Source organism: Candidatus Bartonella washoeensis Sb944nv, from assembly GCF_000278135.1.
GTDB lineage: Bacteria > Pseudomonadota > Alphaproteobacteria > Rhizobiales > Rhizobiaceae > Bartonella > Bartonella washoeensis.
Genome location: NZ_JH725026.1, coordinates 27,247 through 38,428, shown reverse-complemented (window position 1 = coordinate 38,428; position 11,182 = coordinate 27,247). Strand labels below are relative to the sequence as shown.

The following is an 11,182-nucleotide window of genomic DNA, read 5'->3' as shown; positions in this document are numbered from 1 at the left end:
TTATGATGGAGAAGCTTATGGGGATTGATACCACCATTGGTCCTAGCTCTTTTTTGTGCCAAGTTTAGAGAGGAGAGGTCGGCATGAAATAGAGACATGGAGAGGAAGCAGAGAAGATTTATGAGGAAGAGTTTTGCTGTGGTGGATATTCCTTAAAGCCCTGTCTTTATGTTTTCTTCCCATTGTAGAGAAGTGGAGTGCTATGATTTAAGCTCCTTAGCTTGTTAAAGGGGACACAAATACACAAGGTATTGCTAATAAAGTTATGTTCATATGGATGACGAGAAGGGGAGAGAAAGCAAAATTATATCTTTGTCTTTTTTTCCGCACGAATAAGAAAATACTGCAGAATGATAATGAACACCTTTTTAGAGAACACTACTTTATCAAAAGCTATTTTCAATAGAAACAACTACTTTAGAGGTCTCTTCTCGCTATTGGATAAGAAATCTTTTTCTTTGATATATTTTTGATCTATGTTTCAATCGCCCTCTGGGTTGGGAATTAGCTACACAGAATTTAATTATAAAAGCGTGAAAAAGAAACCCTATGTGGTTTGGTTTTGCTGTAGCCCTATAGAGATATTTCAACCGTTTTTAAAGTTATGTTTATTCAGTTTTATTATGATATTGCCTAAAAAGATGTCCACTTTCAGCCCATAAGACAAGCAATATGGCAATGAGACTAAGAAAGAAAAATCCTGCTGAATTAGGAATAGTTGTTTCATTAAATTGTTGTGCAATAAAAAAACTGAGACCTGTGCCAATAGATGTTTGCAAAAAACCAGATATAGATGACGCCGTTCCAGCTATTTCTCCTACAGGTTCAAGAGCAAGTGTATTGAAGTTTGCCATAATACCACCGCAGGCAAACATGAGTATACAGAATAACAGCATGTAAAAAGCAAAAGGAAGAATACCATCTGTTAAGAGGGAGCCAACAAACCATATACATGAAGTGATACAAAAGAGTAAAAGCATTGTGTGAGCGATACGCCGCATTCCAAGGCGTCCAACCAGTTGAGAGTTAAAGAATGATGATAGTGCTTGAAATGCAGCACCAACTGCGAAGGCAATAGGAAACCAAAGTCCTAGATTATAAATCCCTTCATATGTTTGTTGTGATGTATTAACGGCGGTAAAGATACAACCTAAAATAATGGAAGTGGCTAGTGTATAGCAAAGTGTTATGCGATTGGTTATCACAATCCATAAATTATGTTTGACTGAAGAAAAGGAAAGAGAACGTTGTGCATAAAGAGTTTCAGGCAAGCGTAATTGAATCCAAAGCATCAGTCCAAAACCAATAATTGCCATGAATATGAAAATAAATTGCCAGTTTCCAAACAGTAAAATGATCTGTCCTGTTGCTGGTCCAATCATCGGTGCAATAAGGAAAACCATCATCACGATAGACATCACTTCTGCCATTTTTCGACCACTATAGAGATCACGTACAATGGAAACCGTGAGCACACGCATAGCAGCTCCTCCCATTCCTTGCAGGATACGCAAAATAAGCAAGAGAGAGAAATTGGATACAAACGCACAGCCAATCGCTGTAAATGAATAAAAAGCAAGACCAATAAGAATAAGTTTACGTCGCCCATAACGATCGCTTATTGGACCAAAAAATATCTGTGTGATGCCATAGCTGATAAGATAACTAGAAATGATATAATGTTGATCATTTTCATTGATAACATTTAAACTGTTTAAGATGTTAGGCATAGCTGGTAGCATAATATCAACAGCTATAGAATTGATGGCCATGAGTGAAGCAATGAGAATAACAAATTCTTTATAGCCAATTTTTTTTCTAATCGCATCGCTGTGCTTCTGTTCGTCGACTGAATATGGCATATGAATCCTTTAAATAAAAGTTTCGACTGAACACGGCTTTATAAGAAGCTGAATACAATGAAAGATATCTACGATTTATTGCAAGGAATGCCTTTTTCCTTTAGCAGTTCTTGCAATTCATTATTTTGAAACATTTCTTTAACAATATCACAGCCGCCAACAAATTCACCTTTAATATAGAGTTGAGGAATTGTTGGCCAATTTGAGTAGTCTTTGATTCCTTGACGCAATTCATTAGAAGTTAAGATATTAATTCCTTTATAATTTAACCCTAAATAATCAAGAATTTGAACGACCTGGCCAGAAAATCCACATTGTGGAGCGTCAGGTGTTCCTTTCATGAATAAAATGACGTCATTTGTTTTAATTTCGTTGTCAATAAAATTATGAACATTAGTCATCTCTATTCCTCAATAGTGCAAATTTTTGGAAGTGTGCATTTACGCTCTTATTATTTTCTAATCGTATTGCGCGAATGAATGCAAGAAGAAATTTTTAAATTATTTTGGGTGTACTTGTCTGCAGTGCTAGAGCGTGAAGTTCGTTTCCCATATTGCCTTTGAGAGCATCATAGACCATTTTGTGTTGCTGAACACGGCTTTTACCGCGAAAGCTTTCGGAAATAACTTCTGCAGCATAGTGTTCCCCATCTCCAGCGAGATCACGGATTATAACAGTTGCATCGGGAATGCCTTCGCGAATAAGTGCTTCAATTGCACTGGCACGCATTGCCATGATTATTCTCCTCTGTTTGTTAATTTTTTATAAGAGTAGCAATTATAGTCACGAAAAACAAAAATTCTTTATTCTTCGCCCATGAATTTGGGAAACCAGCTTTCATAGGCTTGTGTGAGCTCATCTACGGAAAGTTTTAATATGCCATCTATATCAAGTGAAGTACCTGTAACTATACCAAGCTCTATTAAAGAAACTACGCTTTTTTTTGCCTGTTCTTTAAGGCTATTGAGCGCTTCAGGTTTGACTGCTAAAAGATAACGTCCTTGGTCTTCTCCAAAAAGTTCTGCGTGCTCTGGTGATTTGTTGCTTAATTTGGCTTTGATCCCTTTACCTGCTTTAATGACCATTTCTGCAAGTGCAATAGCTAATCCTCCATCAGAAAGATCATGCGCGGCATGAATAAAACCGCGATGAATAACATTTCGAACAAATTGACCATGCTTTTTTTCAAGTTGTAAATCGACGTGAGGTGGTGCACCAGCATCAATATTTAAAATGTCCCTTGCATAAATTGATTGTCCTAAATGTGAGCCGCAAGGTCCAACCAAAACAATACTGTCTCCATTTTGCATACCATTGATTGTTGTCATTTTAGACCAATCGTCAAGAAGTCCAACACCAGCAATCGTGGGGCTAGGAGGAATTGCTTCTCCATTGGTTTCATTATAAAGAGAAACATTCCCTGAAACGATAGGAAAGTCGAGAACTTTACAAGCTTCACCTATTCCTTTAATGGCAAAAACCAATTGCCCCATAATTTCAGGTTTTTCAGGATTACCAAAATTGAGGTTATCTGTAGCTGCCAGTGGTATTGCGCCTGTTGTACTAATGTTGCGCCAGCATTCTGCAACGGCTTGTTTTCCTCCTTCATAAGGGTCAGCTTCACAATAGCGAGGCGTTACATCAGAAGAAAAGGCAAGGGCACGTTTGTCGTTATTGCTTACACGGATGACTCCTGCATCACTTCCTGGGCGAACAAGCGTATTTCCTTGGATAAGTGTATCATATTGCTCATAAACCCAACGCCGTGAACTTTGATTGGCAGAATTTAATAATCTTAGGAGTACATTGGCAAGATTTTCAACTTTTTTGACTTCTTCCACTTTAAGGATAGGTTTGGGGGTAGGCTCATTCCACGGACGATCATAAACCGGTGCTTCATCACCGAGTTCTTTGATTGGAAGGTTGACGACTTCTTCTCCTTGATGGAAGACCCGGAAACGTAAATCGTCTGTTGTTTTTCCAATAATGGAGAAATGAAGTCCCCATTTATGAAAAATTTCAGCTGCTTTTTGTTCCATTTCTGGTTTAAGAATCATCAGCATACGCTCTTGGCTTTCAGAGAGCATCATTTCGTAGGCTGTCATGTTTTCTTCACGAACAGGAACTTTATCGAGATTAAGCTCTATACCTAGATTTCCTTTTGCTCCCATTTCAACAGCAGAGGATGTTAACCCTGCAGCACCCATATCTTGAATGGCAATGACAGCTTCTAATTTCATCAGTTCTAAACAAGCTTCAAGAAGACATTTTTCGGTGAAAGGATCCCCCACTTGAACGGTTGGACGTTTTTCATTGATTGAATCATCAAACTCGGCAGAAGCCATTGTTGCTCCTCCAACACCATCACGCCCTGTTTTTGCTCCCAAATAAACAACAGGAAGTCCTACTCCTTGTGCTTTGGAGTAAAAAAGAGAGTCTGTTTTTGCAATCCCAGCGGCAAAAGCGTTGACAAGAATATTACCATTATAGCGCTTATCAAAATTGACTTCTCCTCCAACAGTTGGAACACCAAAAGAATTTCCATAGCCACCGATTCCGGAAACGACGCCAGAAACAAGATGGCGTGTTCGAGGATGATTAGGAGAACCAAATCGCAATGCATTCATGGCCGCAACAGGACGAGCGCCCATGGTAAAAACATCCCGCAAAATGCCACCAACGCCTGTTGCTGCACCTTGATAAGGTTCGATGTAAGAGGGATGGTTATGGCTTTCCATTTTAAAAACTACACATTGACCTTCACCAATATCAACAACACCAGCATTTTCACCAGGACCTTGAATGACATATTTGCTTTTTGTTGGGAGAGTTCTTAGCCATTTTTTAGATGATTTATAAGAACAATGTTCATTCCACATTGCAGAGAAAATTCCAAGCTCGGTAAATGTTGGTGTTCTACCAATGAGTTTCAAAATATGCTGATACTCGTTAGCTTTTAGACCATGACGTGCAACTAATTCTGGTGTTATGACAATATTATTGCAAAGATTCATGCGTTTTTTCATCCATTAAAATAATCAAAATTTAGCTTTTTGTTACTTCTGATACAGCTTTTCAGTTCAGTTGTTTTATGACGAGACCATTAATGAACTCTAAGCCTTAATTTTATCCGCTTGTTCTTTAAGCTTGAAGAAAAAAATTTGTTTTTGATATTCGAAATAATGTGTTCTTTTAGATAAAGAATTTTTTTAGTAAGATTATTCACTTCATATATTCTAGTATGCTTGGAATAAGTAGTTGATAAAATTTGCTAAAAAACAGAATAGCTTTTGTTTATGATCATTAATTTGTCAATTCTAAAGCACTTTGGAAGAGTAAACGGCCATCAGTACCACCATGTGCTATTTCAATAAAATTTTCAGGATGAGGCATCATACCAAGAATATTACCAGCTTTATTGATAATACCAGCAATATCATTGATTGAACCATTAGGATTTGTATTTTCTGCATAACGGAAAACAATTTGTTCATTGTCTTCCATTTGTTCTAATGTCTCACTGTCAACAAAGTAGTTTCCATCGTGATGAGCAACAGGACAACGAATGATTTGTCCTTTGGAATAATATCGAGAAAATTTAGTGTTAGCGTTTACGATTTCAAGTTTTACTTCACGACAGACAAATTTTAATGAAGCATTACGCATTAAGGCACCAGGTAATAATCCAGATTCCAATAAAATTTGAAATCCATTACATATGCCTATTATTGTAATACCTTTTTGTGCTTTTTCACGGATAGCTTGAAAAACGGGTGTTCGTGCACCAATAGCGCCACATCTTAAGTAGTCACCATAAGAAAAACCACCAGGAATAACAATGACATCTACATCTGGAATTGTTGATTCTGTTTGCCAAATTGTTAATGGTTTCACTCCCGTGATGTGGTGTAATGCTGCAACCATGTCCCGATCGCGATTTAATCCAGGTAATTGAATGATGGCAGTTTTCATGGAGAGTTCCACTTAAAGAAGTTCTATAGTGTAATTTTCAATGACAGTATTTGCGAGCAACTGTTCACACATTTTTTCGAGGTTTTGCTTTGCTGTTTCAGCAGGCTGATCATCAAGCACAACATCAAAAACTTTCCCTTGGCGAATAGAGTGAATGCCTTTGAAAGCTAAACTCTTTAAAGCATTGACAATCGCTTCTCCTTGCGGATCAAGAACACTGCTTTTGAGAGTAACTGTAACGCGTGCTTTCATTTTTTATTTCCTGTTTTTAGCAGTACCACTTTTTGAAGAGGTGTAATTACGATATTAAAGGGAGGTGACATAATGTCACCTTATTTTTTATTTTACTAAGACTGGACCACTTGGTCGTGGAGATTCATTTTCATTAATGATACCAAGACGTTTTGCGACTTCTTGATAAGCGTTAATAAGCCCTCCCATATCACGCCGAAAACGGTCTTTATCCATTTTCTCTCGTGTTTGCATATCCCACAAACGAGCAGAATCAGGCGATATCTCATCAGCAAGAACAATGCGCATCGCTTCATCTTCCCATAAACGGCCGAATTCCATTTTAAAATCAATTAATTGAATATTAACACCTGCAAAAAGTCCAGAAAGAAAATCATTAATACGAATTGAAAGTTGCATAATGTCTTCTATTTCTTGTGGGACAGCCCAGCCAAAAGCAGTGATATGTTCTTCAGTTACCATTGGGTCATCAAGAGAATCGTTTTTATAATAAAATTCAATGATAGGTTGCGAAAGAGCCGTTCCTTCTTCCAACCCCAAACGTTTAGAAAGAGACCCAGCAGCAACATTACGAACAACAACTTCCAATGGAATTATTTCAACCGCTTTAATGAGCTGTTCGCGCATATTTATACGCCTGATAAAGTGTGTTGGGATGCCCAAACGGCCAAGATGGCTAAAGATATGTTCTGAAATACGGTTATTTAAAACCCCTTTTCCGTCGATAATTTCATGTTTTTTTGCATTAAAAGCAGTTGCGTCATCTTTAAAAAATTGAATATAGGTGCCTGGTTCAGGTCCTTCATATAAAATTTTGGCCTTGCCTTCATAAATACGGTGGCGACGATTCATTGTAATTCTCTATTTCTCTGAGAGGTTTTAAATAGCATTGATGGGCAATACTATCCTAGTTGGTAGAAATTCTCAATGACTGCTATGGTGCTTCTTACAATTTTTATCATATAGATTTTATCAATAAGGAATTTAGTACCTAGACAATGTGAGAAAGGCTATCTCATAAATTAAATTTTTGCAAGAAAATGGGAGAGAACCATAAGCCCTTCAGGCCAAGGACCATGGCCCGATTCTACATTGATATGGCCAGACTGTCCAGCATCAACAAAAAATGCTCCCCAATCATTGGCAAGACTTTCTGCTACCGAGAATTGGCAAAATTCATCATTGCGGCTGGCTATGACTACTGAGGGGAAAGGCAATTTTTCGCGGCGGTATGGTCCAAATGTTTTTAAGTGTTTGGGACGTATTTTTTCATTGGCTACATCTGGGGGCGCAACAAAGAAAGCACCACAAACTTTTTCTGCATTCTGCAGAGTTGCATGAACAGCTGTTGGAACTCCTAGTGAATGGGCAATAATAACAACAGGTTTTTGGGCTTGTGCAATGGCAACCTTAACCTCATTAACCCATTCGTTACAAACAGGTTTTGACCAATCGGTTTGTTTAACACGACGAGCTGTAGACAATTTTTGTTCCCAACGTGTTTGCCAATGATCAGGACCTGAGCCTTTGTAGCCGGGAACAATAAGAATATCGAGTTGATTTGCTTTCATGAATTGTTTCCTTCATTATAATGGGTTTTGCCTCATAGGCAGAAAGCAAAATATTTATTCTTTGTATGCAATTTTTATCATTATCCAAAGACGCGTTTAAAAATCGTGTTGATATGTTTTGTATGGTAAGAAAGGTCAAATTTTTCACGAAGTTCTTCCTCACTTAATACTTTTGTAACATCTTTATCATTGAGTAATTCTTCTAAAAAATCTTTTCCTTGTTCCCAAACCTTCATCGCATTTCGTTGTACAATACGATAAGAATCTTCCCGACTGATGCCAGCTTGCGTGAGCGCTAAAAGTACCCGCTGTGAATGAACAAGACCACGAAACTTATTGAGATTTTTTTGCATATTCTCTGGGTATACAATTAAATTTTCAATTACGGATGTCAGTCGAGCAAGAGCAAAATCAAGTGTAATGGTTGCATCAGGGCCAATATACCGTTCAACAGATGAATGAGAAATATCACGTTCATGCCAAAGAGCTACATTTTCCATAGCAGGTATTGCAAATGTACGCACCATACGCGCTAATCCAGTTAAATTTTCTGTTAAAACTGGGTTGCGTTTGTGGGGCATAGCAGATGACCCCTTTTGTCCAGGTGAGAAATGCTCTTCTGCTTCAAGTACTTCTGTTCGTTGCAGATGGCGTATTTCTATAGCTAGTCTTTCAATGGATGAAGCAATAACGCCGAGCGTTGCAAAAAACATAGCGTGACGATCACGTGGTATAACTTGGGTGGAAACGGGTTCAGCACGCATCCCCAATGCTTTTGCTACATGTTCTTCAACGCGCGGATCAATATTAGCAAATGTTCCTATAGCTCCTGAGATAGCACAAGTAGAAATTTCTTCACGTGCTGCGACAAGGCGTTTACGACAACGAGAAAACTCAGCATATGCAAGAGCGAATTTGATTCCAAATGTTGTCGGTTCTGCATGAATACCGTGACTACGCCCAATAGTGATCGTTTCTTTATGTTCAAAAGCGCGTTTTTTTAATGCTTCAAGAAGTTGGTCGATATCTTTTAGCAAAATATCACTCGCACGCATTAGTTGAATGTTAAGCGTTGTATCTAAAACATCTGATGATGTCATACCTTGGTGGATAAAACGAGCTTCTGGTCCAATAAATTCAGCTAAGTGAGTTAGAAACGCTATAACATCATGCTTGGTAATTGCCTCAATCTCATTAATGCGATTTATATCAAATTCGGCAGCTTTCCCTTTTTCCCAAATAACTTTTGCTGCTTCTTTGGGAATAATACCTAATTGAGCGAGTGCATCACAGGCATGTGCTTCAATTTCAAACCAAATACGATATTTTGTTTTTGGTGACCAAATTGTTACCATTTCAGAGCGGGAATAACGGTCGATCATAATTTTTCCTTATTGTGAGAGGGTTGCAGCTTGGCGCAATGCATGAATACGTGTTTTGTAAAGTTCTTTGTTTCCATCTTTATAAATCGCAGAACCTGCGACAAATACATTTGCACCAGCTTTTGCAGCTATTCCGATTGTATCAACAGTGATACCACCATCAACTTCAAGATCAATAGGTCGATGAGCAATCATACTTTTAACGCGTTTGATTTTATCTTGCATTTCTGGAATGAAATTTTGCCCACCAAAACCAGGATTAACTGTCATGATCAGGATAAGATCTAATTGATCAAGCAAATATTCAAGCACATGTTCTGGTGTCGCTGGATTGATTGAAATTCCAGCTTTTTTCCCCATTGCCTTGATAATTTGTAGTGAACGGTGAATATGAGGACCCGATTCTGCATGAATAGTTATAATATCTGAACCTGCTTTTGCGAAGGCTTCAAGATAAGGATCTACAGGTGCGATCATCAAATGAACGTCGAATATTGCTTTGGTTAATGGTCGTAGTGCCTTGACGACATCGGGTCCAAACGTGATATTAGGAACAAAGTGGCCATCCATAATATCAAGATGGAGCCAGTCTGCCCCAGAATCAACAACATCTAATACTTCTTGACCAAGTTTGGAAAAGTCAGAAGCTAAAAGTGAAGGTGAGATGAGGTGAGAACGAGGCATTAAGATCTCCTTGGTTGGCTCTTTTTAGCATGTAGTTCTGTGTGTTAAAATAACATTTACATTATAATGTAAAAGAATAACCATGTATCATAGATCTTTTATTGAAATGTTTTTTAAAATTTTAAAAGCTTTATAAGTGAAAAATATGCCAAATCATACAACACATTTAATGCCGAAGTCTCAAGATATTTTTCCTGTTTCTCCGCAAGAATATCGAGACACTATGAGTCATTTTGCAGGAGCTGTGCATATTGTGACAACAAATGGCGTTAAGGGAAAGCGTGGAGTAACGGTTTCAGCGTGTTGTTCCTTATCAGATGATCCTCCAACACTCCTTGTTTGTTTAAGGCGCCATAATTTGAAGAATAATCTGTTTATGGAAAATGGAAATTTTTGTGTTAATAGTTTGGCAGGAAAACATCGTTCATTAGCGGATATTTTTTCTAGGCGTTGCAATTTCGCACAAAATGAATGTTTTGATAGAGCTCAATGGAGTACTTTGCAGACGGGTGCACCTAGTCTTTCTGATGCTTTAGCATCACTTGACTGTCGTTTGATTTGTTGGCATGAACATGCAACCCATTACGTTTTAATTGGTGAAGTAGTTGCAATAAATTGTAATAAAGAAAAAGAGGCTTTGATATATTTAAATCGTGGATATCGTACTCTGCCTTTGTAAATGTTTTTGTTTCTTTCTAATCTGACTAATTTTTTGTGGGTGTGTTTAAGTTTTTGCTCAATAATCGAATAAGCTTATTTCGTATCGCTCTGAATGGTTGTGTTTTTTGTAAACTTGCTTGTAGGCATAACTAGAATGGCTATATTATTATAGGGATACACCGTTCATAATTATCACAATATAGTACATGCTATGTGGGAAGATGGCGATGATCTCAACATAATGGCTTTAAACATATTGGTATGTTATTATAAAAAAGCATTTTACTCTTGTGTTGATCAGTTTTGCACAATATATAGACCGCACATACCATATGTGGAGGTTTATGGCATGAGCGAAAAGGTTGATGGTCAATATCGTCCTAGTGAAGATGAGCCTTTTATGAATGAGCGGCAAAAGGCATATTTTCGTGCAAAGTTGGTTTCTTGGAAAAATGATATATTAAGAGAAGCCCGTGAGACTTTGGAAAATTTGCAGGAGGAGAATGCTGTTCAGCCCGATTTGACTGATAGAGCATCTTGCGAAACTGATCGTACAATCGAATTGCGTGCTCGTGATCGTCAGAGAAAGCTTATTTCAAAGATAGATGCAGCTTTGGAGCGCATTGATAATGGTACTTATGGGTTTTGTGAGGAAACTGGCGAGCCTATTAGTATAAAGCGTCTTGAGGCTCGACCAATTGCAGTTTTGTCGTTGGAGGCACAGGAACGCCATGAGCGAAGAGAAAGAGTGTATCGTGACGATTGAAAATCGATTGTAATGATAAGTAAATGAAATACT

The 11,182-nt window shown here is 37.9% G+C and carries 12 protein-coding genes; 2 read left to right on the top strand and 10 right to left on the bottom strand.

The annotated features are described in order from the left end of the window. Positions 1–608 precede the first annotated feature (608 nt). The 10 genes from MCQ_RS07855 to rpe all read right to left on the bottom strand — a co-directional run bounded on the left by MCQ_RS07855 (position 609) and on the right by rpe (position 9,723). Positions 609–1,862, bottom strand: coding sequence for a multidrug effflux MFS transporter (locus MCQ_RS07855; RefSeq protein WP_006924642.1), 1,254 nt, complete (start codon positions 1,860–1,862; stop codon positions 609–611). 68 nt (positions 1,863–1,930) lie between these two features. Beyond that, positions 1,931–2,263, bottom strand: coding sequence for a Grx4 family monothiol glutaredoxin (gene grxD, locus MCQ_RS07850; RefSeq protein WP_006924641.1), 333 nt, complete (start codon positions 2,261–2,263; stop codon positions 1,931–1,933). A gap of 94 nt (positions 2,264–2,357) precedes the next feature. Then, positions 2,358–2,597, bottom strand: coding sequence for a BolA/IbaG family iron-sulfur metabolism protein (locus MCQ_RS07845; protein WP_006924640.1), 240 nt, complete (start codon positions 2,595–2,597; stop codon positions 2,358–2,360). A 68-nt stretch (positions 2,598–2,665) separates the two neighbouring features. Continuing rightward, positions 2,666–4,876 carry a phosphoribosylformylglycinamidine synthase subunit PurL gene (gene purL / locus MCQ_RS07840; protein ID WP_006924639.1) on the bottom strand — a complete coding sequence of 737 codons (2,211 nt, stop codon included), beginning with the start codon at positions 4,874–4,876 and terminating at the stop codon, positions 2,666–2,668. A gap of 289 nt (positions 4,877–5,165) precedes the next feature. After that, on the bottom strand, positions 5,166–5,834 hold the full coding sequence (purQ, locus tag MCQ_RS07835) for a phosphoribosylformylglycinamidine synthase subunit PurQ (protein WP_006924638.1): 669 nt from the start codon (positions 5,832–5,834) through the stop codon (positions 5,166–5,168). A 12-nt stretch (positions 5,835–5,846) separates the two neighbouring features. Further along, positions 5,847–6,086: a phosphoribosylformylglycinamidine synthase subunit PurS gene (gene purS, locus MCQ_RS07830; protein WP_006924637.1), complete on the bottom strand. Its 240-nt coding sequence runs from the start codon at positions 6,084–6,086 to the stop codon at positions 5,847–5,849. An 87-nt stretch (positions 6,087–6,173) separates the two neighbouring features. Further along, positions 6,174–6,938 (bottom strand): phosphoribosylaminoimidazolesuccinocarboxamide synthase, encoded by a 765-nt coding sequence (gene purC, locus MCQ_RS07825; protein WP_006924636.1) that lies wholly within the window; start codon positions 6,936–6,938, stop codon positions 6,174–6,176. Positions 6,939–7,108: 170 nt separating this feature from the next. Continuing rightward, complete coding sequence (locus tag MCQ_RS07820) at positions 7,109–7,657, bottom strand: RBBP9/YdeN family alpha/beta hydrolase (RefSeq protein ID WP_006924635.1); 549 nt, start codon at positions 7,655–7,657, stop codon at positions 7,109–7,111. Positions 7,658–7,737: 80 nt separating this feature from the next. Beyond that, complete coding sequence (gene purB / locus MCQ_RS07815; protein WP_006924634.1) at positions 7,738–9,039, bottom strand: adenylosuccinate lyase; 1,302 nt, start codon at positions 9,037–9,039, stop codon at positions 7,738–7,740. 9 nt (positions 9,040–9,048) lie between these two features. Then, positions 9,049–9,723 carry a ribulose-phosphate 3-epimerase gene (gene rpe / locus MCQ_RS07810; RefSeq protein ID WP_006924633.1) on the bottom strand — a complete coding sequence of 225 codons (675 nt, stop codon included), beginning with the start codon at positions 9,721–9,723 and terminating at the stop codon, positions 9,049–9,051. A gap of 145 nt (positions 9,724–9,868) precedes the next feature. On the opposite strand from rpe, the gene MCQ_RS07805 reads away from it, so the two are divergent. Together MCQ_RS07805 and dksA are read left to right on the top strand one after the other, a co-directional pair. Then, positions 9,869–10,402: a flavin reductase gene (locus MCQ_RS07805; protein WP_006924632.1), complete on the top strand. Its 534-nt coding sequence runs from the start codon at positions 9,869–9,871 to the stop codon at positions 10,400–10,402. Between the two features lie 330 nt (positions 10,403–10,732). Beyond that, positions 10,733–11,149, top strand: a complete 417-nt coding sequence (gene dksA / locus MCQ_RS07800) for an RNA polymerase-binding protein DksA (RefSeq protein ID WP_006924631.1) — start codon at positions 10,733–10,735, stop codon at positions 11,147–11,149. Positions 11,150–11,182 lie beyond the last annotated feature (33 nt).

Coding starts and splice junctions, on each gene's coding strand:
- dksA (WP_006924631.1), top strand. CDS start 10,733: ATGAGCGAAAAGGTTGATGGTCAATATCGTCCTAGTGAAGATGAGCCT.
- purQ (WP_006924638.1), bottom strand. CDS start 5,834: ATGAAAACTGCCATCATTCAATTACCTGGATTAAATCGCGATCGGGAC.
- MCQ_RS07820 (WP_006924635.1), bottom strand. CDS start 7,657: ATGAAAGCAAATCAACTCGATATTCTTATTGTTCCCGGCTACAAAGGC.
- MCQ_RS07845 (WP_006924640.1), bottom strand. CDS start 2,597: ATGGCAATGCGTGCCAGTGCAATTGAAGCACTTATTCGCGAAGGCATT.
- purC (WP_006924636.1), bottom strand. CDS start 6,938: ATGAATCGTCGCCACCGTATTTATGAAGGCAAGGCCAAAATTTTATAT.
- grxD (WP_006924641.1), bottom strand. CDS start 2,263: ATGACTAATGTTCATAATTTTATTGACAACGAAATTAAAACAAATGAC.
- purS (WP_006924637.1), bottom strand. CDS start 6,086: ATGAAAGCACGCGTTACAGTTACTCTCAAAAGCAGTGTTCTTGATCCG.
- purL (WP_006924639.1), bottom strand. CDS start 4,876: ATGAATCTTTGCAATAATATTGTCATAACACCAGAATTAGTTGCACGT.
- rpe (WP_006924633.1), bottom strand. CDS start 9,723: ATGCCTCGTTCTCACCTCATCTCACCTTCACTTTTAGCTTCTGACTTT.
- MCQ_RS07805 (WP_006924632.1), top strand. CDS start 9,869: ATGCCAAATCATACAACACATTTAATGCCGAAGTCTCAAGATATTTTT.
- purB (WP_006924634.1), bottom strand. CDS start 9,039: ATGATCGACCGTTATTCCCGCTCTGAAATGGTAACAATTTGGTCACCA.
- MCQ_RS07855 (WP_006924642.1), bottom strand. CDS start 1,862: ATGCCATATTCAGTCGACGAACAGAAGCACAGCGATGCGATTAGAAAA.